The organism is Enterobacter sp. 22452 (genome assembly GCF_052045065.1).
Lineage (GTDB): Bacteria > Pseudomonadota > Gammaproteobacteria > Enterobacterales > Enterobacteriaceae > Enterobacter > Enterobacter mori.
Window position 1 is genome coordinate 18,524 of the sequence record NZ_JBQEOB010000014.1, and the last position, 25,101, is coordinate 43,624.

The following is a 25,101-nucleotide window of genomic DNA, read 5'->3' on the forward strand; positions in this document are numbered from 1 at the left end:
CGGGGTGGGATCTGATGCCCTCACCCCGGCCCTCTCCCACAGGGAGAGGGAGAATTATCAGAACGCGGTCTTACAAAAGCCCGTCATCTCTTTCAGGCCCATTTCGCGGCCAAGCTCGGTCATCGGGTGCACCACCACCAGGCCACGGACGCTTTTTTTCAGCTTGCCCATGTCGGCCTGCTCTTTTTTGGTGATCGCACGGCGGTGTGGCATGTTCATCAGCTTTTGCGCTTCTTTGCTCAGCTTCTGGCCCTTCACTTCGCGCAGACGCTCGATTTCTGTTTCCAGCGTGGCAGCTTCTTTCTCCAGCTCGGCGTACTTCTCAGCGGAATCCACCAGGGAGAGGCCAGCCATCTGGTGACGGATGAGATCCAGACGGTCGCTCAGGCGTTTAATTTCGTTCTTTTCGACTTCTTTCATGACAAATGACTCTAAATCGGGGGAATTTACAGGAAGGATACACCAATGTGCGCAGGCTTACTTCTGAAACGCTTTTTTTAAGCTGATTCGGGAAATCAGCTCAGTCAGGGAAAGGACCATGGTGGAACGGACAACCTGTTGATAACGCAGCTTTTGCATCGCGTACAGCTCAGGGTCGCTGTTATCAAAATGGGGTGCAGGGGGCAATGCGGTGACGCAGTGTAATTCGCCGAAAGGCCCAAGAATTTCATCATCAGTAAAGGTGTACTCATTACCGTCATGATTTAACTCTTCGCGTAATGCCATCAGCAATTCAGCGTCTTCATACTCTGGCCTGCTTAGCACGCCAAGGCCGTAAATCAGCTTCAGACGCACTGAAAGATCGCCCAGCGGTCCGTCTCCGTCCAGTAACGGTTCTACAGCATATTTTACCGCGTAGTCGTCTTTGCGAAACACCTGAAGCACCAGGATATTGACCGCCTCAGTTAACAGCTCGACGGCGGCAATCAGGAAACTTCGTACGGTTTTGCCAGCATTCAGACGCTCAAGCACACGGTTTTCAAAGGCCTGGGTTTGTTCCATTATTGCCTGCATATCTGACAATCTGTTATTCGGGCGCAGGTTAACCTGCGCCGGACTCTGTATCATTTGGTTGCGTTATATGCGCTTACCGCCTCCGCCACCACGTCGCTGTTGGCGTCCAGACCGGAAATCTGCGCCAGCGCAGCCTGCGCGCCGTTGTCATCAATCAGCTGAGCCAGCTCAATCGCCTGCGGATCCTGCTCGCTGCGGTAGTGCATTGCGGCCGCGATCCCTTTCACCAGGTTGGCGTGCGGCAGACCGTATTCCAGCGTGCCCAGCAGCGGCTTAATCAGGCGATCGCCCGCGCTCAGTTTACGCAGCGGCTGACGACCCACGCGCTCAACGTCATCTTTCAGATACGGGTTTTCAAAACGACCGAGAATTTTCTGGATGTATGCTGCGTGTTTATCAGCATCAAAACCGTAGCGTTTGATCAGCACCGCGCCGCTCTCTTCCATTGCCCCTTTCACCACCGCGCGGATCTTCTCATCGAGGATCGCGTCACGAATGGTCTGATGACCGGCCAATTTTCCGAGGTACGCGGTTATAGCATGACCCGTGTTCAGCGTGAAGAGTTTACGTTCGACAAATGCCATCAGGTTATCAGTTAATTCCATCCCCGGGATGGTAGGCAGGGTGCCTTTAAACTGGGTTTTATCGACGATCCACTCGCTGAAGGTTTCAACAGTCACTTCCAGCGGGTCGTTGGTTGCAGATTCTGATGGCGGTACGATACGGTCAACGGCGGAGTCGACAAAGCCGACGTGCGTTTCAACCCATGCTTTGTCTTCGTCAGCGACAGCCGCCAGAACGTGGCCTTTCAGCTGCGTGGTGCCGCGCACCATGTTTTCGCAGGCGATGATGTTCAGCGGAGCGTCGTTGCCCTGTGCTTTACGTTTCGCAAGACCTTTTGCCACCGCAGGCGCGATACGCTCAAGCACCACCGGACCTACCGCCGTGGTGACCAGATCAACGCTGGCAATCAGGTCGATAACGTCGTCGCCAATGCTGCTTACCGCATTCACGCCCGACACGGTTTCAACCTGCTCGTTTTCACCCACTACGCGGACCTGATAGCTATGACGGGCATTCAGGGCATCCAGGACCACCTGATTCACATCGGCAAACGTCAGCGTAATGCCCGCGTCTGCCAGCAGTTTGCCGATAAAACCACGGCCAATGTTACCTGCGCCAAAATGTAATGCTTTCATAGTATTAACCTTCATTAATGTTTTTACCCGAGAGGGCTGGGGTGAGGCTTTTCCCTCACCCTAACCCTCTCCCAAAGGGAGAGGGAATAGTTGGAACTTACTTGTTCAGCAGTGCCAGAACTTCTTCAACGCTTTCAGTCTGTGCCAGGCGCTCGATAACAGACTCATCGTCCAGCGCGTTGGTCAGGCTGGTAATCACCTGAATGTGCTCGTTGTTGCGTGCGGCAATACCAATCACCAGACGGGCGATGTCATCTTCTTCTTCGCCGAAGCGCACGCCGTCAGGGTACTGACAGAACACCACGCCCGTTTTCAGCACGCGGTCTTTTGCTTCAACCGTACCGTGCGGAACCGCGATGGATTCACCCAGGTAGGTTGGGGTCAGTTTTTCACGTTCCAGCATTGCGTCAACGTATTCTGGCTGAACGTAGCCGCCTTTCACCAGCTGCTCACCGGCAAAGCGAATCGCTTCTTCTTTGTTGGTCGCGGTACGACCGAGGAAGATGTTTTCCGCACCCAGTTTGAACAGGTGAGCATTGCTCTCGTCGAAGCTGTCCTGCAGGCTGCTACGCACTTTGACTTCATTGTCTTCGTGACGCTGTGCCGCAACCAGACGCTCTGTCAGGCTGGTGTACAGGCCGCTATCGAGGAAGTTAGTCAGCGAAATGTGCTGCGCCTGAGGCACCTGACGCATGGCGCGTTCGGTCAGATCGCGGTGCGTGATCACCAGGTCAACGTCCGGTGGCAGGCTGTTAATCGCGCTGTTAGTGACAGAGATATTGGTCAGACCCGCATCCTGTACTTTCTTACGCAGCACGCCTGCACCCATTGCGCTGGAGCCCATACCGGCGTCACAGGCAACGATGATTTTACGCACGTGGCTCAGGTCGTTAGAGACATCGCCAGCGGCCAGCGGGGTAGCGCCTTTGGACTCCGCTTTCATGTCATGCATACGACGGGTTGCCGCTTCGATATCGTCGTCTTCTTTCACTTTGCTGGTTTTCAGCAGGATAGACGCCACCACGAAGGAGACCGCCATAGCCGCACAGATCGCCGCGATGTTAGCGAAGTAAGCCCCTTTTGGCGTCATCGCCAGTACCGCCAGGATAGAGCCCGGAGACGCTGGAGAAACCAGACCACCGCCCAGCACGCTCAGCGTGAACACACCCGTCATACCGCCGAGGATAACGGCCAGGATCAGACGTGGGTTCATCAGCACGTACGGGAAGTAAATTTCGTGGATACCGCCCAGGAAGTGAATGATAGCCGCGCCGCCCGCAGACTGCTTAGCGCTGCCGCGACCAAAGAACATGTACGCCAGCAGAACGCCCATACCCGGACCCGGGTTCGCTTCAATCAGGAAGAAGATGGACTTGCCGAGGTCATGGGACTGCTGAATACCCAGCGGTGAGAAGATACCGTGGTTGATGGCGTTGTTGAGGAACAGGATTTTCGCCGGTTCAACAAAGATAGACGCCAGCGGCAGCATGTCGTGCGCAACCATGAAGTTAACGCCTGCTGCCAGAATTTTGGACAGCACTTCAACCGCAGGGCCAATGCCCATGAACGCCAGAATCGCGAGGATCATCCCGATGATGCCCGCTGAGAAGTTGTTCACCAGCATTTCGAAGCCGGATTTGATTTTGCCATCAACCCAGACGTCGAATTTCTTAATCGCCCAGCCGCCCAGAGGACCGGCAATCATGGCGCCGAGGAACATCGGCATATCCGCACCGACGATAACACCCATGGTCGTGATGGCACCCACGACGCCACCACGGTCACCGCCGACCAGACGACCACCGGTGAAACCGATGAGCAGCGGCAGCAGATAGGTAATCATTGGACCAACAAGCTTCGCCAGCGTTTCGTTAGGCAACCACCCTGTCGGAATGAACAATGCAGTGATGATACCCCACGCGATAAACGCGCCGATGTTTGGCATCACCATGTTGCTGAGGAAACGACCAAAGCTTTGAACTTTGATCTTGAAATCGGATGACATAAAACACCCCTTCTTATGTTTACGCTTAGGCTTGCGGCCCGAGGTTTATCGTTAATGTGCGGCGGCAGAGGTAGCCGGGCCCTGTTCTGATGCTGTGAAATCTGGCACTGAATCGTTCAACTGTCCAGACAGCGAAAATTTGTGTGATCTCAGTCACGTAAATGTAGGGGGTGAGGCGAATAATGAAGTGATCTCCATCACAAAATCAGTGTGTAAAATAAATACAACGCGTAGAAAAGAAGCAAAACCACTCTTGTTTTGTGATTGGCATCACATTTTGTCGCCGCCTGTTTGTTTCTGAGATGTGACTGGATTCACAAAATATTTTTATGCAGATTTGTCTGCATGTGATCCCTGGCAAACTTTGCTTTGCCATTCGACGCCAGGATGAAAGAAAGCAACACGGAAAGCTAAAAAACCACTTTTAAGATGTGGTATGGCGAAAAAGGAAAAGGTAGATTACGCTCATAATGTAAGGTTAAGTATATTATTATTCAGGATATATTTTGACACGCTTATAAACTTGCATGGAGATATTATAAAAACCGATACTCCCCGCCTTTGAAATAACAAGCATTGCTCTTTTGTTTAAAAATAAACTAATTAGGCCGCGCACTGTTTTATTAATTTAATGAGTTGACGTTGTTTAAGTGAGGAGAATATGTTTCTCAACTATTTTGCGCTGGGTGTATTGATTTTTGTGTTCCTGGTTCTGTTTTACGGAATCATCGCTATTCATGACATCCCTTATAATATGGCGAAAAAACGTAACCATCCCCATGCCGATGCTATCCATACGGCGGGGTGGATAAGCCTGTTTACGCTCCATGCCATTTGGCCGTTTCTGTGGATATGGGCCACGTTGTATCGGGAAGATCGCGGCTGGGGTATGCAGAACCATATCTCAAAACCGGATGAGGTGCCGGGTATGGATGCTCTGACCCAACGCGTAGCCGAACTCGAGCAAAAACTGGCCGCAGTGCAACCCGCTGCCGATAAAAATACGCTGGAGCGCTGATCATGGATTTGTTGATTATTCTGACCTATGTGGCCTTTGCATGGGCCATCTTTAAAATATTTCGTATTCCGGTCAACCAATGGACGCTCGCCACCGCAACCCTGGGTGGGGTATTTATTGTCGCGGGCCTTATCTTATTAATGAATTATAACCACCCGTATACCTTTACGGCGCAAAAGGCGGTTATTTCCATTCCGATCACGCCGCAGGTGACGGGAATAGTCACGGAAGTGACCGATAAAAATAACCAGCTTATTAAAAAAGGCGAAGTGTTATTTAAACTAGATCCGGGCCGCTATCAGGCACGCGTCGACCGGCTGAAGGCAGACCTGGTGACTGCCACGCACAATATCGACAATCTGAAAGCACAGCTCTCGGAAGCGGTCGCGAATACGACACGCGTGTCCGCTGAACGCGATCGTCTGTTTAAAGATTATCAGCGCTACCTGAAAGGCAGCCAGGCGAAGGTGAATCCGTTCTCTGAAAGCGATATTGACAACGCGCGTCAGAACTACCTGGCACAGGATGCGATGGTGAAAGGCTCCGTTGCCGAACAAACGCAGATTCAAAGCCAGTTAGACAGCATGGTAAATGGCGAACAGTCGCAGATTGCTTCTCTTCGCGCCCAGCTGGCGGAAGCCACCTATAACCTCGATCAGACCGTGGTGCGTGCGCCAAGCAATGGGTATATCACCCAGGTGCTGATCCGTCCGGGTACCTATGCCGCCGCGCTGCCGCTGCGTCCGGTAATGGTCTTCATTCCTGAACAGAAACGCCAAATCGTGGCGCAGTTCCGCCAGAACTCGTTACTGCGTTTGAAACCGGGCGACGAAGCGGAAGTGGTGTTTAACGCACTGCCGGGCCAGGTGTTCACCGGTAAACTTACCAGCGTCCTGCCGGTGGTGCCGGGAGGGACTTACCAGGCGCAGGGCGCGCTGCAGGCGCTGACGGTTGTACCGGGCACCGATGGCGTGCAGGCGCTTATCGAACTGGAGCCAAACGCGGACGTTGATGCGCTGCCTGACGGTATCTACGCCCAGGTGGCGGTCTATTCCGACCACTTCGCCCACGTCTCGGTGATGCGTAAGGTCTTGTTACGTATGACCAGCTGGATGCACTACCTCTACCTCGATCACTAATCTCTCCCGAGGCAGGAATGCGATATGCATACCTGCCTTTTTTCGCTGCTTGATCCATACTGACCTCTTTGTGAGCATTCAGGAGCAGGCAATGAAACTCATCGGCAGCTATACCAGTCCCTTCGTGCGTAAAATCTCGATTCTCCTGCTGGAGAAAGGGATTGAATTTGAATTCGTCAATGAACAGCCCTACAGCGCCGAAAATGGCGTTGCGCAGTACAATCCGTTGGGCAAAGTCCCTGCCCTGGTGACCGATGAGGGTGAATGCTGGTTTGATTCGCCGATAATTGCGGAATACGTCGAACAACTCGGCGTTGCGCCAGCCATGCTGCCGGCCGATCCAAAAGCGGCGCTGGCCATGAAGCAAATCGAAGCGCTGGCAGATGGCATCATGGATGCGGCGTTAACCTCCGTGCGGGAGCTGGCACGGCCTGTCGCCCAGCAGTCGGCAACGGAGCTGCTGCGCCAGCGTGAAAAAATCAACCGCAGCCTGGACAGATGCGAGCAGCTCATTCGGGAAGGAAAAATTCAGGTCGATAGCGTGGATCTGGCAACCATTGCCATCGTCTGTGCTATTGGATATCTCAACTTCCGCCACGTTTCCCCGGGATGGTGCGTCAACCGTCCGTTGCTGGTTAAGCTCGCGGAAACGCTTTGTCAGCGCGAGAGCTTTGCCCGTACCGAACCGCCAAAGGCTTGACGCGGGATATAACACTTCCCGCCAGGAGGCGGTACAATCCCGCCACATGTTAACTCCCTCTCCCGTCGGGAGGGGGGAAGATATTTACTCGCCGGGCGCATTATGACTACTCATCATTCCCTCTACAGCCAGATTCCTGCCACCGATCGTCTACTTCGCGAACCGCGTATTCAAACCGCTCTGGAACAGTTCGGTCATACCGCCACGGTCGACATGCTACGCCAGCTTCAGGACGAAGCCCGACGTCATATTCAGGCTGAAAATGCGCTGCCCGCCTGGTGTGAGCAGTGGGGGGAGGAAGCGCAGAGAAGGCTGGGAGAGAAAACGCAAAGCGCGTTACGGCCGGTCATCAACCTGACGGGGACCGTGCTGCATACCAACCTGGGGCGCGCGCAACAGGCTGAAGAGGCGGTCGCGGCGGTGGTGCAGGCTATGCGCTCGCCGGTGACGCTGGAGTACGATCTGGACGGCGCTGGGCGCGGTCACCGCGACCGGGCGCTGGCGGAGCTGCTATGCCAGCTGACCGGGGCGGAAGATGCCTGCATTGTAAATAACAACGCGGCAGCGGTACTGCTGATGCTGGCGGCGACCGCCAGCGGCAAAGAGGTGGTGGTTTCCCGCGGCGAGCTGGTGGAGATTGGCGGAGCGTTTCGCATTCCGGACGTGATGCGCCAGGCGGGCTGTACGCTGCATGAGGTCGGCACGACCAACCGCACGCATGCGAAAGACTACCGCGCGGCGGTGAATGAAAATACCGCGCTGCTGATGAAGGTCCACACCAGCAATTACCATATAGAAGGTTTTACCAAAACCGTTGATGAAGCGGAACTGGCGGCGATGGGTCACGAGCTGAATGTCCCGGTGATTGCCGATCTCGGCAGCGGTTCGCTGGTGGATTTAAGCCAGTACGGTCTGCCAAAAGAGCCCATGCCGCAGCAGATGATTGCCGCTGGCGTGAGCCTGGTGAGCTTTTCCGGCGATAAACTGCTGGGCGGGCCGCAGGCGGGGATTATCGTCGGCAAGCGCGAGCTGATAGCCCAGCTGCAGCAACATCCGCTGAAGCGCGCGTTACGCGCCGATAAAATGACGCTCGCCGCGCTGGAAGCGACCCTGCGGCTCTACCTGCACCCGGAGAAGCTGGCCGAGCGCCTGCCTACGCTGCGCCTGCTGGGCCGTGACGCCGCCTCGATTCGCGCGCAGGCTGAATTACTGTTGCCGCAGGTTGCGCCGCATTACCCCGATTTTGCCGTGCGCATTGAGCCCTGTCAGTCGCAGATTGGCAGCGGATCGCTACCGGTAGACCGGCTGCCGAGCGAAGCGCTGACCTTCACGCCGCGTGATGGACGCGGTAGCCACCTTGAGGCGCTGTCGGCGCGCTGGCGTGCGCTGCCAACGCCCGTGATTGGCCGTATTTACGATGGCCGAATGTGGCTGGATTTACGCTGTCTTGAAGATGAAGCGCGATTTCTGGAGATGCTGTTGAAATGATTATTGCCACCGCCGGTCACGTCGACCACGGAAAAACTACGCTGTTGCAGGCCATTACCGGCATTAACGCCGATCGCCTGCCGGAAGAGAAAAAGCGCGGCATGACCATCGATCTGGGTTATGCCTACTGGCCGCAGCCCGATGGCCGCGTGCTGGGCTTCATTGATGTACCGGGACATGAAAAATTTCTCTCCAACATGCTCGCAGGGGTGGGGGGGATTGACCATGCCCTGCTGGTGGTCGCCTGCGATGACGGCGTGATGGCGCAAACGCGTGAACATCTTGCGATCCTGCAGCTGACGGGCAACCCGCAGTTAACCGTCGCACTCACGAAAGCCGATCGCGTAGATGAGGCGCGCCTGAATGAGGTGCGCGATGAAGTACAGGCGACCCTGCGTGAATATGGTTTTGCTGATGTACCGTTGTTTGTCACCGTGGCGACAGAAGGGCGTGGTATTGACGAACTTCGCGATCGTTTGCAGCAGCTTACGTCACGTGAACACCCCAGCCATCACCGCTTCCGTCTGGCTATCGACCGGGCGTTTACCGTAAAAGGTGCGGGACTGGTGGTGACCGGCACCGCGCTGAGCGGTGAAGTAAACGTAGGTGATACGCTCTGGCTGACGGGAGTGAATAAACCAATGCGCGTGCGTGGGTTGCATGCGCAAAATCAACCCACTGAGCATGCCCATGCCGGGCAGCGTATTGCGTTGAACATCGCCGGGGATGCGGAAAAAGATGCCATCAACCGTGGTGACTGGCTGCTGGCTGACGCCCCGCCTGAGCCCTCCGGACGGGTGATTGTTTCTCTCCAGACCCATGCGCCGCTGACCCAATGGCAGCCGCTGCATATACACCATGCAGCCAGCCATATCACCGGGCGCGTATCGTTGCTGGAAAACGATCTCGCCGAGCTGGTGTTTGATGCGCCGCTCTGGCTTGCGGATAACGACCGGCTGGTGCTGCGCGATATCTCGGCGCGGGAGACGTTGGCCGGGGCGCGCGTGGTGACGCTCAATCCGCCACGTCGTGGCAAGCGTAAGCCGGAGTACCTGCAGTGGCTGGCGGCACTGGCGCAGGCCAGCGATGATAAGGCCGCACTGCGGATCCATCTGGAGCGTGGTGCGGTGAATCTCGCTGATTTTGCCTGGGCGCGCCAGCTGAGCGTTGAAGGGTTGCGCCAGTTAACCCAGGAGCCTGGCTTTATTCAGGCCGGTAACAACATGCTGAACGCGCCGGTTGCCGCACACTGGCAGCGCAAGATACTGAGTACGCTCGCTATCTACCATGAACAGCATCAGGATGAACCCGGTCCGGGGCGTGAACGTCTGCGACGCATGGCATTGCCGATGGAAGACGATGCGCTGGTACTGCTGCTGATTGAAAACATGCGGGAAAGCGGGGTGATTAAAAGCCATCACGGCTGGCTGCATTTGCCGGATCACAAGGCTGGTTTTACCGCCGAGCAAGAGGCGGTCTGGCAAAAAACGGCACCGCTGTTTGGCGATGAACCCTGGTGGGTCCGCGATCTCGCGCGTGAAACCCATACCGATGAGCAGCTGATGCGGCAGGTATTGCGTCATGCCGCGCAACAGGGGCTGATTGTGGCGATCGTTAAAGATCGCTATTACCGTAACGATCGGATCGTGGCGTTCGCGAATCTGATCCGCGAGTTGGATCAGGCTCGCGGATCAACCTGTGCGGCAGATTTCCGTGACCAGCTGAACGTGGGCCGCAAGCTGGCGATTCAGATCCTGGAATATTTCAACCGTATTGGGTTTACGCGTCGTCGGGGTAATGACCATCTGCTTCGCGACGCGCAGCTGTTCCCTTAAGCGTTACGCATGACGAGCGAGTTTCTGCTTCGCCAGCCATACCGCGCCCAGTCGTCCTGCCTGGTTACCCAGTTCACAGGGCAGAATGGGCACCTTAAGCGCCTCCCACTCCTCGAATCGCTGTAGGTACTTATCGAGCAGGAGATAAATTTTTTCCTGCTCGCTTATCCCGCCGCCAATCAGCACTGCCTGGGGATCGAACATCGAGATCACGCTGTAAACGCCGCGCGACAGAAAATGCGCCCAGGCTTCAATGGCTTCGCGCAGATGCACGTCACTTTCCATACGTTTAAACAGCTCTTCCCCGTGGGGCATTTCGTCTTCCGACAGCGCCAGCGCACGGCTGCAGGCTTTCATCAGGCCACTGGCAGAGGCCACCTCATGCATCGGTTCGCCCTTGTCCCCTACGGGCAGCACGCCAAATTCACCCGCACGGTAATGCGACCCGCGATAGAGATCGCCTTCCATCACAATCCCGCCGCCAATGCCCGTGCCGATGGTGATGCAGACGAAATGTTCGTAGTCCTTGCCTGCGCCCTGCCAGCGTTCGCCCAGTGCCGCACAGTTAGCGTCATTTTCCACGGTAACGGGAAGATCGGTCAGCCCGGCAAACAGCTCGCAAAGGTTTTCACCATCAAGATACTCAAGTGCCCCCGCTTTTGCCGCTTCGCCGGTATGGTGGTTAATATGGCCGGGAAAACTGACGCCAATGCCGACAATGTCATTTTCCTTCCGGTACTCTTCGACAACGCTTTTCCATTTCTCTTTGAATGAGGTTGTATCCTCAGGGGTATCGTACTCATCGGACGTGAGTTCCTTGCCGTTTTCATCAATCACGCCGTGTTTGATGTGGGTTCCGCCCACGTCAAAGCCGATAAATAGCTGCATCGCATCGTTCCTCATGAGCCCTTGAGCTGTTAAGTATGGCTCAGCGGCAGAAACGAAACGTAAAGTACGGTAATCCGTGATACGCCTCGTAAACCCGTCACCGGTTGGCGAGAAAATCGCCAGCGGGAGCTACCCTTGTTGTACACCAACAGCAAGGAGATGGTCATGACAAACAATCCTCCCTCATCACGTATCCAGCCTGGCGAGTATGGTTTTCCCCTCAAGCTGAAGCCCCGTTATGACAACTTTATTGGCGGCGACTGGGTAGCGCCCGTCGACGGTGAATACTATTCCAACCTCACGCCCGTCACTGGCCAGCCGCTGTGCGAGATAGCCAGCTCCGGCAAGCGCGATATCGACCTGGCGCTGGATGCTGCGCACAGAGCTAAAGATAAATGGGGGCAGACTTCCGTTCAGGACAGAGCCGCGATGTTGTTCAAAATCGCCGACCGGATGGAGCAGAATCTGGAGCTGTTAGCCACGGCTGAAACCTGGGACAACGGCAAACCGATCCGTGAAACCATGGCGGCAGATGTGCCGCTGGCGATTGACCATTTCCGTTATTTTGCCTCCTGTATTCGTGCTCAGGAGGGGGGAATAAGTGAAGTTGATAAAGACACCGTGGCGTACCATTTCCACGAGCCGCTGGGTGTGGTGGGGCAAATCATCCCGTGGAACTTCCCGCTGCTGATGGCGAGCTGGAAAATGGCGCCCGCGCTGGCGGCCGGGAACTGCATTGTGCTCAAACCGGCGCGTTTAACCCCGTTGTCGGTGCTGCTGTTGATGGAGGTGATTGGAGACCTGCTGCCGCCAGGCGTCATTAACGTCGTCAACGGCGCCGGGGGCGAGATTGGGGAATATCTCGCCACCTCAAAACGTATCGCTAAGGTGGCGTTTACCGGGTCGACGGAAGTGGGCCAGCAAATCATGCAGTATGCGACCCAGAACATCATCCCGGTGACGCTGGAGTTGGGCGGAAAATCACCGAACATCTTCTTCGCTGACGTTATGGATGAAGAGGATGCGTTCTTTGATAAAGCGCTGGAAGGGTTTGCGCTGTTTGCCTTCAACCAGGGGGAAGTGTGCACCTGTCCAAGCCGCGCGCTGGTGCAGGAGTCCATTTATGAGCGCTTTATGGAGCGGGCAATCCGTCGCGTGGAGTCGATTCGTAGCGGTAACCCGCTCGATAACGTCACGCAGATGGGCGCGCAGGTGTCGCACGGGCAGCTGGAAACCATTCTTAATTACATAGATATAGGTAAGAAAGAGGGCGCAGAGATCCTGACCGGTGGCCGCCGTAAGGTGCTGGGGGGGGATCTGCAGGAGGGTTACTACCTTGAACCGACAATCCTGTCCGGTCAAAACAACATGCGCGTCTTCCAGGAGGAAATTTTCGGACCTGTGCTGGCCGTAACAACCTTCAAAACCATGGAGGAGGCGCTGGAGATTGCTAACGATACGCCGTATGGCCTGGGGGCGGGCGTCTGGAGCCGCAACGGAAATCTGGCTTACAAAATGGGGCGCGGTATTCAGGCCGGACGCGTTTGGACCAACTGCTATCACGCCTATCCGGCGCATGCGGCATTTGGTGGTTACAAGCAGTCGGGTATTGGGCGTGAAACCCACAAAATGATGCTGGAACATTATCAACAGACAAAATGTCTGCTGGTCAGCTATTCCGATAAACCGCTGGGCCTGTTTTAGGTACCTAAATCAGGCCGTCCCTGGACGGCCTGATTGATTTGCTGGCGCAGGCAGTTCAGTACACCGTCCAGAACATACTGCACGCGCCAGGGTTGATATTCGCGCTTGCGGAATATTGCTGTCAGATCGAGCCACCACTCTTCCTGATGTGGGAAACAGGGGACCAGCATGCCATGCGTCAGTTCTTTTTTTAGACTTTCTTTTGGCGCGAAGACAATACCAAGATTATTTCGAGCCAGTTCAAGTGCCGTCTGCGTATTATCACAAATATAATTCCCGGTCACTTTATAGTCTTGCGCCTCTTCACTGCCGTGTACTCGGAAGCGCCAAATGTTGGCATCATCTACTAACATCGAGTCTATTAATATACACGAATGATTTATTAAGTCTTCCGGCCCTTTAATGGGGTGTTGAGTTAAATACTCTTTGCTGGCAAATGCGGTGACGGAATATTTTGTCAGCACGCTGGCGACCAGGTTTTCATCTTTTGGCTGGGCGTAAGTAATGAGAATGTCGCAATCGTCCGGAAACGTCACACCGTCGGAAAACTCGTTCCGATCGAGGTTATAGGTTTTTAACGACAGGCGAATATCACCAATCTCTTCTATCTTATGGATCACATGACGCGCCAGATAGGTCACGATACCTGTCGGGGCATAAATCGTCACTTTGCCGCGTTTTTCATGTTTATAATCGGCAATAAAATTAATAAGTTGGCTATTTTTATCCAGTGTGGCATTCACATAAGGCAGCAACGCCTCACCGAATTGCGTCAGCGCCAGCTGGCGTGTCGTACGTTCAAACACCTTGAGTCCAACGCGGGTTTCAAAATCGGATAAATATTTGCTGACATTGGCCTGCGCCATCCCCAGCAGGGCAGCGGCATCGCCAATACTGTGGGTGGCGGCGATGACGGAAATAATTTTTAATTCACGTGGTTTCAACTGCAAGCTATTCATCATGCACGCCCATCTATATGATTTTATATATAGTATTATATAAACGGCAGCGTTGCTTTGGCAAATTTGTAACCATTATTATGCGCCTCGCTTGTTCGGCGTTTAAATGGATTGCATAGAATGACTGTTAAATATAATTTACTCATCGCTGCCGCATTATTTTCGACATCATCGGTAATGGCTGGCGACTTTTCACTAGGGGCGGGGGCGGTATTTAACGAGTCGCCTTACAAAGGGTATAACGAAAATACCACCGCTGTACCGTTAGTTAGCTACGAAGGCGATAACTTCTATGTGCGTCAAACCACGGGAGGATGGATCCTGTGGAAAGACAGTAAGAATGAATTCAGCCTGACCGCATCCTGGATGCCACTGCATTTCGACCCGGATGACAATGACGATCATCAGATGAAGCATCTTGATGAGCGTAAAGCTTCGGCATTCCTCGGCGGCGCGTACTACCGCCATGAAAAATGGGGTTCCCTGAAATTTGCCGTTTCCGGTGACGCGATGGATGAAAGCGGCGGGGTGGTGGGTGAAATTTCTTACTTCCGCCCAATCCGCATGGAACGCCTGACGCTGACGCCTTCTGTGGGCATTTTCTACAGCGATGAAAGCTATAACGACTACTACTACGGCGTGTCTGGCAGCGAGTCTCGCCGCTCAGGTCTGAATGAATACACCGCAGGCGACAGCTGGACGCCATACGTTGGCCTGGCAGCAAAATATCAATTAACCCAGAACCTGTACCTGAATGCCAGCGCGGTCTACACCGTGTTGCCTGACGACGTGAAGAACAGTCCGATGATTGACCGTGACGACAGCTTCGCGCTGATGACCGGCCTGACCTGGCGTTTCTGATGCGGTAAAGCCGGGTGGCGGCTTCGCCTTACCCGGCCTACGATCGTGCCTGCATTTTTATCGGCAATACAACGTATTCCTTTTTCATTTCTCGATGCTTCTTCCTGTTCCGCCAAAACACGGCTGCACTGATGTTCCTTATGCGCTAATGTGATTCAATCCGATAGCGATGGTGTGTATCATGTGTATAATCATGGAAGGATTGGGATGTGAAAAGTGCGGATGTCATTACTGTTCTGATCAGCCATGGCTGGAAATGTGTCAGAACGAAAGGAAGTCATCACCAGTTTCGCCATCCCGAACAGAAAGGGCTGGTTACTGTCCCACATCCTAAGAAGGATATTAAACCGGGCACTCTCGCCCAGATCTGGCGGCAGGCGGGAATTAAACACTGATATCAGGAGTAGTTATGTTTTATCCGGCTTACATTCATTCTGACTCCGACGGTAGCGCCAGCGGCTTTTTCCCTGACGTTCCAGGCTGCTTTTTTGCAGGTGATTCCCTGGACGAGGCTTTTCAGGATGCACGTGATGCGCTCACCGCGCACTTCGAAGCGCTGTTTGAAATGGATGATGCACTGCCTCTTCCGGGTAATGTGGAAGCGCATCTGGAAAGTCGTCCTGAGGATTTCACCGGCGGGCAATGGCTGTTGGTGGATATCAATATGAAACAGTTCGACGGCAGGGCCGAGCGTATCAACATCACGATGCCTCGACGTTTGCTGGTAAAGATTGATTCCTATGTCAGCGAGCATCCTCAGTTCGGTAATCGAAGCGCATTTCTGGCTGAGGCAGCACGTCGCGTGCTGCCTGGGTAAAGATTAATTATAGAGAGCTGCGGTTGCTTTCAGGATATCAGCAAAGGAATAGATATCATCTACCGTCGCTATGGGATGACGCGTTTCATTTTTTTCTATATCGAAAAGACCGATGTATTTTTGCGTGCGATTAAAATGTAATCGGCAAAGGGGTTTGCGGTTGTTGTCATCTACAAGAATACCAAAGTAGCTTTTGGTATCTCTGTGAGTTATACGGGGTGCCTCCAGTACCGCTCTGGTGATTGCTTTAACAATATGATATCCCTCGAGCTCCTCTAGCGTTGTTACCACATCGCTTTCGTCTTTATGTTCGTCTTCCTCAATATATGAGGACTCATTTGGGGTTTCGATGATCGCTGGATTTATGCCCGTAATGGCTGACTTGAGGCGCTCATTTACCTGATCATTTATGTACTGGCCTGCAGCTTTTTTAGTCAAATTTAAAAAAGACTCTCTAACTTTTTGGGTCAGAATCCCATCATAAACTCGGGATGCAAAAAATTTCACAAAGTCATCTTCAGGGTTATTTAGCTGAGTATGCAGTATTTTTTTGATTTGGCTGACATATTTTAATTCACCAGCAGCATTGATAATTGATTCCAAATCAAACGAAGACTTAGTTAATTTTTTTAACTCAGGTATTATATTCTCGTCAATATCAAGAAGGTCTACTTCCAAAAATGGTTTTTCATCCATTTTATTAGGAGCATCCAGGTCGGTAAAGAATTTATAATTTTGTCCATTGGTGAGGATTGAGATTCTGGCATTTGTTACATGGAAATACCTGAATAACTGCGAGGCATGATTTATATTTAATGGCTCGCCAATTTTCTTACATTCAATAAGTATCTGTACATCATTGTTTTTCATTATAGCATAATCGATTTTCTCACCTTTTTTTGTACCAACATCACAGACAAATTCAGGTGTCACTTCTGAAGGATCAAAAACATCATAACCCAGAACGTTATGAATGAATGGCATTACAAATGCAGTTTTTGTTGCTTCTTCAGTATTAATCACATCAAGTTGTTGTTTTATTTTATTTGATAAGGCATTTAATCTTTCAGTGAATTCCATGGGATATCCTTATTTTTAGCTGTGTGTCTGTATGGAATAACACTAAAACGCATGTCAGACAATGGTATGTCTGAGTTGAACGTCCGCAAAAAAACAATACCGAGGGTTAGATCACATTGTCTTTCAATAGATGATAATCAGTGAGCTCGACATCACCGAGCTCCATAAAAATATTTTATATTAATAAAGGTGGCATTATTCTTGTTTATGCTTCATCCACCCATATCCGCATTTCCCCTTCTCCCCGGTTAGCCCAGCTAAACCAGGGAATAAAGGTCAGCGTCTGGGGCTGACGTTGTACCGGCGAGCGATCGTACTGCCACAGCGCATCCGTGTCCTTCACGTGACACCCAATCCCCTCTGCCTGTATCAGCATCTTGTGCGCGAACATCCCTTTCCCTTCAAAGACTCTGAATTCGCTGTTTTCAGGCAGAGAAAGGTGATGAAGATTGGCACCGTTATCGGCCTCTTCCAGACAGTAGACCAGCGGTCCGCGCTGCAGGGCGACTTTCCCCGCCTGCTGGCGGACCTGTGGGTTGCCATACACTCGGCGAACCGGCATAGGTAACGTTAGCGTTATGACGTCACCCTCCTGCCAGCTGCGGGTCAGATAAAGGTATCCACGGGAGATCTCGCCCGTTACCGCTTCACCATTAAATAAAACGTCAGGCGCGGCACACCAGTCCGGCAGCCGCAGGGCGAGCGTATGCGTGACGGGAGCAGGCGAGGTAATGTCGATTTTTACCTGTTCATGCCACGGATAGTTACCGCTAATTCGCAGCGCCAGGGTTTCGTCGCCAACCGGAATGGTGACATCGTTGCCCACGTAAAGGTTAATAAAAAGTGCATCCTGGCGGACGGTATAAATGTAATGCCCCAGCGAGGTCAGCACGCGGGCGATATTCGGCGGGCAACAGGCGCAGCCAAACCAGCGCTGGCGGACGGGTTTCACGTGATCGAAGATATGGTTGAACGCCAGCGTTTTCGGGTGCACTTCCAGCGGGTTCACATAGAAGAAGTGTTTTCCGTCCAGCGCCATTCCGCCCAGTACCGTGTTGTATAACGCGCGCTCCATCACGTCGGCGTAGTGGCCGTCGGCCTCCATCTCCAGCATCCTGCGGGCAAACATCATCAGACCGATGGAGGCACAGCTTTCGGCATAAACCGTATCGTTGGGCAGATCGTAATCGCTGCTGAACGCCTCGCCGCTGCTTTGCGAGCCGATTCCACCGGTAATGTACAGCTGGCGCTGCGCCATATTTTTCCACAGCCGCAGACAGTCCTGCCGTTTACCCTCGTCATGGCTCAGGCGCGCCAGATGCGCCATGCCCGCCATCAGGTAGACAAAACGCACCGCGTGGCCAATGGCCGTTTGTTGTTCAGAAAGCGGCTGATGCGCCTGGCTGTAGGCTTTGTCCTTGACCATCCAGGCTGGGCCATAGGTGTTCCAGTATGATGTTCTGCCGCGTTTCTCGTATTCGATATCATAAAAGTGAGGCTGCACACCGCGTTGTTCGATGAAATATTTCACCAGAGTGAGATAGCGGGGCTCCTGCGTGATGTCGTAAAGCCTCATCAGCGCCAGCTCGATTTCCGGGTGGCCCGGATAACCGTGTAGCTGGTTTTCACCGGGACCAAACACGCTGTCAATATGGTCTGCTAGTCTGCAGACAACATCCAGCAGATGGCGTTTTCCTGTGCCCTGGAAATACGCCACGCCCGCTTCAATCATATGCCCGGCGCAGTACAGCTCGTGGCATTCGGCCAGATTCGTCCAGCGCTCGTTGGGCGCTTTCACCGTAAAGTACGTGTTGAGATAACCATCGTCACATTGCGCCGCCGCGACCAGCGCAATCACCTCGTCGGCGGTTTTTTCCAGTTCAGCATCCGGTTTCTGGCACAGCGACCACGCCACGGCTTCGAGCCATTTCGCGACGTCGCTGTCCTGAAATACCATGCCGTAGAAATCGCCTTGCTCCAGGCCCGCCGCAATGCGGAAGTTGGTGATGGCGTGGCTGGGTTCGGCTTCCGTCACGCGATCGTTTAGCGCATCCCACTGGTAGGGGATCACCACCTCACGCACCAGCCGTTGATACTGCCCGAGAAACGGGTCGTTAATTTTCAGTTTATGCAGGTCGGCTTCCATTATGGACATCGTGTTCTCCTCAGGAGGGTATGTGACGCTGGCGCAGGTCGGTTGCAATGCGCGACATCATAGGATTGTTGAGTCTGCACCAGCGGATAGAGACGGCCAGCAGCAGATGAAAAAGGGCAGGCAGCAGCGTCTCCATGGCGGTGATGCCCTGCAGTGAAGCAGGCGTCTGATTGCCCGCGCCTGGCTGGTAGGCGACGGCGATAAACACCAGGCTGATGATCCCGGCGCTGGACGCCCACGCAAGCTTGATGAAAAACAGGTTGAAGGCGAAGTTCATCCCCGACGAACGCACGCCGGTTTTCCACTCGCCGTAGTCGTCGGCAAACGCCATCAGCGAGAAGTGCAGCGGCAGGGTAAACCCGAGGATGACGCCGTTGCTCAAAATGACGATCAGCCAGAGGGTCTGGTACGCCGGGCCGCCAGGCAGGAACCACATTCCCGCCGCGAGCGCGGCGAGGACCAGGTTGGTGTAATAGTAGAGTTTGACGGTATCAATACGGCGCGACAGCGGGCTGACGATCACCGCGCCCAGAATGGCGGCAAAGGTCACCATGGTGAAAAACAGCGAGGTATACGTGGTACTGCCCTGCAGCACGTAGGTGATGAAGTACATATACCCGCCGCCTCGAATATTGAAGACATTGATCAGCAGGAACGACATCACCAGCATCAGCAGCAGCTGATCGTTTTTACGCAAACCGGCCAGATGCTCACGCAGGGTGAATTTGCCCATCAGCGCCAGCGGGACGCGCTCGCGTACCCAGAAGAAGCAGCACAGGAACATCACCACGGCGACAGCGCACAGCACCCCAACGCCAAGCTGGTAACCTTTTGCGGCATTGCCCTGGCCCAGCTCCGCGACCAGCCACGGCAGACCGACCGAGACCAGGAAGCCCGCAACGCCGCAGAGTACAAAGCGCCATGACTGGCAGGAGATCACCTCATTGTGACGGGTCGTCATGGTGTTGATCAGCGCGCAGTATGGAACGTTGATGGCGGTATAACCAACGGACAGCAGCAAATAGGTGCCGAACGCCCAGGCGATTTTCACCCCCATGCTGGCTTCCGGAACGGTGAACGTCAGTACGCCGATAATCCCAATCGGGAAGGCGACCCACAGCTGCCACGGGCGAAAACGTCCCCAGCGGCTTTGCGTGCGGTCGGCAATAATGCCCATTACCGGATCGGAAATGGCGTCAAATACGCGCAAGGCAATAAAGAGCGTGCCAACGAGCGCAGGCGTCAGACCAAAAATATCGGTATAGAAGAAGGTCAGAAAATTCATGATCAGGCAGGTAATCACCGTACCGCCCGCATCACCCAGGCCGTAGCCAATTTTTTCGCGGACGGACAAGTGGCTATCTGTTGCCCCTTGTGTCACGTCTGACTCTGTAATCGGTGTGGAAGTCATGAAGTAACTCCTCAGTAATCGAATTTATTATCGTATTTGTGCAAGGTACTCATTTATTCTGCACCGAACGGAAAGGCCAACAAGGGAAGGGAAAAGTATAAAAAGATGACGATTCCGACCTAATGATAAAAATGTGATTCCGATCGGACAGTTATTCGAATATTGATTAATAATCAAAGCGTAAGTTGAATATCAACGGCAATAAAAGCGGAATGGTGAATATCCATGCTTGAATTATCCATAGCGTTTCCGATTAAGGTCCAAAATGGCGGGTTATTTATCTCCCGGGGCGTGGGCCGCCATCCTGCGCGAAAATTAACATCATGGGAGATTATATTTGTCGAAAAAGGGACATTAACGATTCAGGAGGAACAGCGTATTTTTGAGGTTCACGCGGGAGAAAGTTTACTTCTCTGGCCGGGCCGTCGGCATGTCGGCGTGGAGGATTTCCCGGCTGACCTGCGCTTTTATTGGCTCCATTTCGAGGTTGAAACGCCAGATGCAACGTTACCCAATGCCGCCCCTCTGGCAATAGAACAACACTGTCGCGTAAGGGATGCGCAATATGTCATTGCGCTATTTCGGCAGTTTCTCAGCGAGCAGGAGAAATTACAGCGAAGCGTGGCGCTGGAGATGATTTTATTACTTATTTTGCAACAAGTATCCCATTCTTCAGGCTATGAGGACAGTGCAGATGAAGCCGGTGCGGCGATGGCGTGGAAGGCGAAGCAGCTTATTCGCACGCAGTTTCATTTACCGCTTTCTACGTCGCAGCTGGCAAAAGCATTGCACTGCAATGCCGATTATCTCGGGCGGGTGTTTCGCCGGACTTTCCATTTAACCCTGACGGAGGCGATACATCGCCAGCGCGTCAGGGCAGCGGAAAAGCTGTTGCTGGATGGCTCTGCCTCCCTCACCGAAGTGGCAACCCGCTGCGGCTTTAATGACGTGGGCTATTTTCGGCAGATATTTTCAAAACATACGGGATTAACCCCCGCCGTCTGGAAACGGCGGTACTGTAAAGAGCATATTAATTCCGGCTGATCACTGGCCGTAATAGGCATTCGCCCCGTGCTTGCGCAGATAATGTTTATCCAGCAATTCCTGCTGCATAACCGGTAACTGCGGCGCAAGCTGGCGTGAGAACAGGCCCATATAGGCGCACTCTTCCAGTACCACGGCATTGTGGACCGCATCGGCAGCGTCTTTGCCCCAGGCGAACGGACCGTGGGAGTGCACCAATACTGCCGGGATCTGCATCGGGCTTAAGTCGCGCTCCTCGAAGGTGTTAATGATCACTTCACCCGTCTGGTATTCGTACTCGCCCGCGATTTCAGCCGTGGTCATCCGTCGCGTGCAGGGGATCGCCCCGTAGAAATAGTCTGCGTGCGTTGTGCCCCACGCCGGTAAATCCTGGCCCGCCTGCGACCAGATGGTAGCGTGGCGGGAGTGGGTATGCACGATGCCGCCAATCTCCGGGTAACGGCGGTACAGCGCGAGGTGGGTCGGCGTGTCTGAAGAGGGCTTTTTGCTGCCTTCAACCACCTGGCCGGTGGCGATATTCACCACCACCATATCCTCCACCGTCATGACGTCGTACTCCACGCCGGACGGCTTGATCACCATCATGCCGCTTTCGCGATCCACCGCGCTGACGTTGCCCCAGGTGAAGGTCACCAGCTGGTGGGCGGGCAGCGCCAGGTTTGCCGCCAGCACCTCTGCTTTGAGTTGTTCTAACATGTCATGCCTCCTTCCTGCATACGGGCTTCAATCCAGCGGCGCGCCTGGATGATTTCCAGCACCGGCTCTTTTGCTTTTTCAGTCCACATTTCAATCAGAAACGCGCCGCGATAGTTCAGCTTATTCAGCGTGTTAAACACGCCAACGAAATCGACGCAGCCTTCTCCAAACGGCACGTCGCGGAACTGTCCGGGACTTTGTGCGGTGACGGGCTGGGTGTCCTTCAGGTGAATTGCCGCAATGCGGTCAATGCCCAGCGTCAGCTCGGCGGTGACGTCGTTGCCCCACGCGCTCAGGTTGCCGACATCCGGGTAAACGCTGAACCACGGCGAGGCGAGCATGTCGTCCCACTTTTTCCACTTGCTGATGGAGTTCATAAACGCGGTGTCCATGATCTCCACCGCCAGCATCACCTGCGCGGCGGCGGCCTGCTCGACGGCCCACGCCAGCCCTTCGGCAAAGCGCTGCTGCGTGCCTTCATCATGCTCTTCGTAATACACGTCATAACCCGCGAGCTGGATGGTGCGAATGCCTAAGTCACGCGCCAGCCTGATGGCTTTGGTCATGATCTCGCGGGCGCGTTGGCGCACGGTTTCATCCCGGCTGCCAAATGGGAAGCGACGGTGGGCAGAAAGACACATCGACGGGATCGCCACGCCGGTTTCCAGCATCGCTTCAACCAGCGAAGCGCGCTGTGTGGTGCTCCACTCGAGGCGTGACAAACGCTCGTCGGTCTCGTCGACGGACATCTCAACAAAATCGAACCCGCAGCTTTTCGCCAGCACCAGGCGCTCGGGCCAGGAGAGATCTTTCGACAGCGCTTTTTCGTAAATACCTAACGGATGTTGACGCATGGTTACGCTCCCCAGATGTCGCGGATTTGCGAATGGAATGCCTGTGCCACCTGCGGCGGATTAGCGGCGCCTGCCAGCGCGCGTCCGGCAATAAAGGCTTTTACGTTGATCTGCTTAAACAGCGGCAGGTCGGCAGGGGTGATACCGCCGGTAATCGAAAGCTGCAAACCGATATCGGAGAGCGCCCCCATTTTCGCGAGATCCGCTTCGCCCCACTGCTGACCGCTGGCCTGCGCGTCGCGCCCGCGGTGGTAGATAGCCTGCTTCACGCCGACGCGATGCCACGCGCGCGCGTCGTCCAGCGTCCAGTTGCCAAACAGCTCCATCTGGATTTCTCCCCCGCAGCGCAGTGCGACCTCGTGGCCTCGCTCAACGGTTGCCAGCGGGGCGGCGCAGATGATGGTCATCCAGTTCGCGCCCGCGCCAAACGCCTGCTCAGCCAGCGTTTCTCCGGCATCGGCGACTTTCCAGTCCGCCACGATGATTTTATCCGTGCACTGTTCGCGCAGGGCGCGTACGGCGCTCAGCCCTTCGGTCAGGCACAAAATGGTGCCCGCTTCGACGATATCAACGTGATCTGAAAGCGCCGCGACGTCGCGCTGGGCGGCCTGAAGTGAGGTATGGTCGAGCGCCAGCTGCAGTAATGGTCGGCTCATAGGTCGTACTCCTTAATACGGGCGTGATAGTCCTGAAGTGCTGAAATCAGTAACTGGTAACGGTGATATTTGCGCTGGTAGGCCGCATGGGCGCGCATGTCGGGTTCAATCACCCGAATGTCGTGTTTGAGGGTGCGCTGCGCAGCATGGAAATCGGGGTAGACGCCGGTGCCTACCAGCGCCGCCAGCGCCGCGCCGGAGCAGCCGGTCTCTTCCACCTGCGGCAGCTCAATCGCCAGCCCGCTGACGTCGGCGAGCATTTGCATCCACACGTCCGAATGGGTCGGGCCACCCGTGACGCGCAGCGCCTGCACCTGGGTAAAGCGCTCAAGCATGCGGTTGAGGTGGGTCATGTGGCTGAACACCACGCCCTCGTAAACGGCCTGCAGAAGATGCGCGCGGGTATGCAGCGCCTGCATGCCGTAAAACCCACTGGTCATCTCCAGCCCGGCGTTGCTGCCGTAGAGGAACGGCAGGAAGAACACCTCGCTTTCCGCTTTCGGCAGGCTGGCGACGGCATGGTTGATCTCATCGAATGACATGTCGCCCCATTGGGCAGTGAGCCACTCAAGATTGCCGGATGACGTCGGGCTGGCTTCATGAACGATGTACTGCTGCGGGTGGACGTAACGGCCATACACATAGGGGAACGGCTCGTTATCGCGAAGCGCATTGGCGATCCCGCTGGTGACGGCCCAGGTACCCATGACGGCATTCAGCGTGTGTTCGTCGTGCAGCCCGGCGCAGATCGCGGTGGAAACCACATCAAACAGTCCACCAACGACGGGCGTGCCCGCCGCGAGACCGGTAAGCGCGGCTGCCTGAGGGGTGATTTCCCCGCAAATTTCTGCTGAACCGACAATCGGCGGCAGGGCGCCGTCAATTTCGCTGATACCGAGCCAGCGCGTGAGCTGGGGATCGTACTGCCCGGTATTCATGTTGTAGAGGTTGGACTCGGAGATGTTGCTCTCCTCGCAGCCCTTCACGCCGGTCAGACACCAGCGTAGATAGTCGTGCGCCATCATCACGCAGCCGATCTGCTGATACCGCTGCGGCTCGTTCTCTTTCACCCAGCGCAGGAGTGAGGCTGGGTGCCCTGTCCACAGGGTCTGGCGCGTATGCGGATAGAGCTTTTCGGGAATGCCGTCCTGCTGCCAGCGCTGCACGATCTCCAGCGCCCGGCGGTCTGAGGAGAGCATGGCGTTGCCCAGCGGTTGGTCTTGTTTATCGAGCAGAAACAGTCCCTTGCCCTGAGCAGAAATGCCGACGCCTTTGATCTGCTCTCCGTCGATGCCTGAATGTTTGAGCAGCGTGGCGACGGTAGCGTAGCAGTGCTGCCAGAGTTGAGGCATATCCCGCTCCGCGTAACCTGCGCGCGGGCTGAGCGTGGCAACGGAGCGGCGCTCGATGCAGATTTCCTTGCCCTGGCTGTTGTATAACCCGGCTTTCAGATAAGTACCGCCACAATCGATACCCAGCCAGAAGAGCTCTTTTTCACTCATCTTCATCTCACTTAATTGCCGGGTGGCGCTTCGCTTACCCGGCCTACGATTCGGTTTTCTCCCTCTCCCCGTGGGA

At 54.6% G+C, this 25,101-nt stretch carries 23 protein-coding genes; 10 read left to right on the forward strand and 13 right to left on the reverse strand.

The window, feature by feature from the left end; translation table 11 throughout:
• Nucleotides 1-57 precede the first annotated feature (57 nt).
• The 4 genes from ACTJJA_RS22995 to ACTJJA_RS23010 form a co-directional block, all read right to left on the reverse strand.
• Nucleotides 58-420 (reverse strand): YibL family ribosome-associated protein, encoded by a 363-nt coding sequence (locus tag ACTJJA_RS22995; protein WP_010436679.1) that lies wholly within the window; start codon nt 418-420, stop codon nt 58-60.
• 57 nt (nt 421-477) lie between these two features.
• Nucleotides 478-1,068, reverse strand: coding sequence for a mannitol operon repressor MtlR (gene mtlR / locus ACTJJA_RS23000; RefSeq protein ID WP_440669280.1), 591 nt, complete (start codon nt 1,066-1,068; stop codon nt 478-480).
• Nucleotides 1,065-2,213 (reverse strand): mannitol-1-phosphate 5-dehydrogenase, encoded by a 1,149-nt coding sequence (gene mtlD, locus ACTJJA_RS23005; protein WP_440669281.1) that lies wholly within the window; start codon nt 2,211-2,213, stop codon nt 1,065-1,067. The genes mtlR and mtlD overlap by 4 nt, the downstream gene beginning before the upstream one ends.
• Nucleotides 2,214-2,310: 97 nt before the next feature.
• Nucleotides 2,311-4,218, reverse strand: coding sequence for a PTS mannitol transporter subunit IICBA (locus ACTJJA_RS23010; RefSeq protein ID WP_010436684.1), 1,908 nt, complete (start codon nt 4,216-4,218; stop codon nt 2,311-2,313).
• Nucleotides 4,219-4,879: 661 nt separating this feature from the next.
• Between ACTJJA_RS23010 and ACTJJA_RS23015 the strand changes: the two genes are divergently transcribed.
• From ACTJJA_RS23015 to selB, 5 genes are all read left to right on the forward strand, one after another.
• Complete coding sequence (locus tag ACTJJA_RS23015; RefSeq protein WP_010436687.1) at nt 4,880-5,236, forward strand: DUF3302 domain-containing protein; 357 nt, start codon at nt 4,880-4,882, stop codon at nt 5,234-5,236.
• Between the two features lie 2 nt (nt 5,237-5,238).
• A complete protein-coding gene (locus tag ACTJJA_RS23020; RefSeq protein ID WP_089599703.1) occupies nt 5,239-6,375 on the forward strand; it encodes an HlyD family secretion protein in 1,137 nt (378 codons plus the stop codon).
• Nucleotides 6,376-6,466: 91 nt separating this feature from the next.
• Entirely contained in the window at nt 6,467-7,075 is a 609-nt protein-coding gene (locus ACTJJA_RS23025; RefSeq protein WP_440669282.1) for a glutathione S-transferase, read from the forward strand.
• A 102-nt stretch (nt 7,076-7,177) separates the two neighbouring features.
• The gene (gene selA / locus ACTJJA_RS23030; RefSeq protein ID WP_440669283.1) at nt 7,178-8,563 is read left to right on the forward strand and encodes an L-seryl-tRNA(Sec) selenium transferase; all 1,386 of its coding nucleotides are present in this window, start codon (nt 7,178-7,180) and stop codon (nt 8,561-8,563) included.
• On the forward strand, nt 8,560-10,398 hold the full coding sequence (selB, locus tag ACTJJA_RS23035; protein ID WP_440669284.1) for a selenocysteine-specific translation elongation factor: 1,839 nt from the start codon (nt 8,560-8,562) through the stop codon (nt 10,396-10,398). The genes selA and selB overlap by 4 nt, the downstream gene beginning before the upstream one ends.
• Nucleotides 10,399-10,401: 3 nt before the next feature.
• On the opposite strand, the gene ACTJJA_RS23040 is transcribed toward selB, so the two are convergent.
• Nucleotides 10,402-11,286, reverse strand: a complete 885-nt coding sequence (locus ACTJJA_RS23040; RefSeq protein ID WP_440669285.1) for an ROK family protein — start codon at nt 11,284-11,286, stop codon at nt 10,402-10,404.
• A 165-nt stretch (nt 11,287-11,451) separates the two neighbouring features.
• Here ACTJJA_RS23040 and exaC point away from each other — a divergent pair, with 165 nt between their 5' ends.
• On the forward strand, nt 11,452-12,990 hold the full coding sequence (gene exaC, locus ACTJJA_RS23045; protein ID WP_042716601.1) for an acetaldehyde dehydrogenase ExaC: 1,539 nt from the start codon (nt 11,452-11,454) through the stop codon (nt 12,988-12,990).
• On the opposite strand, the gene ACTJJA_RS23050 is transcribed toward exaC, so the two are convergent.
• Entirely contained in the window at nt 12,987-13,952 is a 966-nt protein-coding gene (locus ACTJJA_RS23050) for a LysR family transcriptional regulator (protein ID WP_303569431.1), read from the reverse strand. The two genes, exaC and ACTJJA_RS23050, sit on opposite strands and share 4 nt — an antisense overlap.
• Nucleotides 13,953-14,069: 117 nt before the next feature.
• Between ACTJJA_RS23050 and ACTJJA_RS23055 the strand changes: the two genes are divergently transcribed.
• From ACTJJA_RS23055 to ACTJJA_RS23065, 3 genes are all read left to right on the forward strand, one after another.
• Nucleotides 14,070-14,810: a MipA/OmpV family protein gene (locus tag ACTJJA_RS23055; RefSeq protein ID WP_440669286.1), complete on the forward strand. Its 741-nt coding sequence runs from the start codon at nt 14,070-14,072 to the stop codon at nt 14,808-14,810.
• Between the two features lie 209 nt (nt 14,811-15,019).
• Complete coding sequence (locus tag ACTJJA_RS23060) at nt 15,020-15,205, forward strand: type II toxin-antitoxin system HicA family toxin (protein WP_071993467.1); 186 nt, start codon at nt 15,020-15,022, stop codon at nt 15,203-15,205.
• Nucleotides 15,206-15,219: 14 nt separating this feature from the next.
• Nucleotides 15,220-15,627, forward strand: a complete 408-nt coding sequence (locus ACTJJA_RS23065) for a type II toxin-antitoxin system HicB family antitoxin (protein WP_440669287.1) — start codon at nt 15,220-15,222, stop codon at nt 15,625-15,627.
• 3 nt (nt 15,628-15,630) lie between these two features.
• Here ACTJJA_RS23065 and ACTJJA_RS23070 read toward each other — a convergent pair whose 3' ends face one another.
• The 3 genes from ACTJJA_RS23070 to ACTJJA_RS23080 all read right to left on the reverse strand — a co-directional run bounded on the left by ACTJJA_RS23070 (nt 15,631) and on the right by ACTJJA_RS23080 (nt 20,273).
• Nucleotides 15,631-16,707, reverse strand: a complete 1,077-nt coding sequence (locus ACTJJA_RS23070) for a type I restriction endonuclease (RefSeq protein WP_440669288.1) — start codon at nt 16,705-16,707, stop codon at nt 15,631-15,633.
• A 205-nt stretch (nt 16,708-16,912) separates the two neighbouring features.
• Entirely contained in the window at nt 16,913-18,862 is a 1,950-nt protein-coding gene (locus tag ACTJJA_RS23075) for a glycoside hydrolase family 127 protein (RefSeq protein WP_440669289.1), read from the reverse strand.
• Between the two features lie 10 nt (nt 18,863-18,872).
• Nucleotides 18,873-20,273 carry an MFS transporter gene (locus ACTJJA_RS23080; RefSeq protein WP_420985866.1) on the reverse strand — a complete coding sequence of 467 codons (1,401 nt, stop codon included), beginning with the start codon at nt 20,271-20,273 and terminating at the stop codon, nt 18,873-18,875.
• Nucleotides 20,274-20,498: 225 nt separating this feature from the next.
• Here ACTJJA_RS23080 and ACTJJA_RS23085 point away from each other — a divergent pair, with 225 nt between their 5' ends.
• Nucleotides 20,499-21,317 carry a helix-turn-helix domain-containing protein gene (locus ACTJJA_RS23085; RefSeq protein WP_440669290.1) on the forward strand — a complete coding sequence of 273 codons (819 nt, stop codon included), beginning with the start codon at nt 20,499-20,501 and terminating at the stop codon, nt 21,315-21,317.
• Here the strand turns inward: ACTJJA_RS23085 and araD are convergent, their stop codons facing one another.
• Genes araD through ACTJJA_RS23105 form a run of 4 tightly spaced genes read right to left on the reverse strand, consistent with a single transcriptional unit; the run spans nt 21,318 to nt 25,025 of the window.
• Nucleotides 21,318-22,013, reverse strand: coding sequence for an L-ribulose-5-phosphate 4-epimerase (gene araD, locus ACTJJA_RS23090; RefSeq protein WP_440669291.1), 696 nt, complete (start codon nt 22,011-22,013; stop codon nt 21,318-21,320).
• Nucleotides 22,007-22,867 (reverse strand): L-ribulose-5-phosphate 3-epimerase, encoded by an 861-nt coding sequence (locus ACTJJA_RS23095; RefSeq protein ID WP_010436719.1) that lies wholly within the window; start codon nt 22,865-22,867, stop codon nt 22,007-22,009. Before ACTJJA_RS23095 ends, araD begins: the two co-directional genes overlap by 7 nt.
• 2 nt (nt 22,868-22,869) lie before the next feature.
• Nucleotides 22,870-23,523: a 3-keto-L-gulonate-6-phosphate decarboxylase UlaD gene (gene ulaD / locus ACTJJA_RS23100; protein WP_440669292.1), complete on the reverse strand. Its 654-nt coding sequence runs from the start codon at nt 23,521-23,523 to the stop codon at nt 22,870-22,872.
• Nucleotides 23,520-25,025 (reverse strand): FGGY-family carbohydrate kinase, encoded by a 1,506-nt coding sequence (locus ACTJJA_RS23105; RefSeq protein WP_440669293.1) that lies wholly within the window; start codon nt 25,023-25,025, stop codon nt 23,520-23,522. The genes ulaD and ACTJJA_RS23105 overlap by 4 nt, the downstream gene beginning before the upstream one ends.
• Nucleotides 25,026-25,101: the final 76 nt, after the last annotated feature.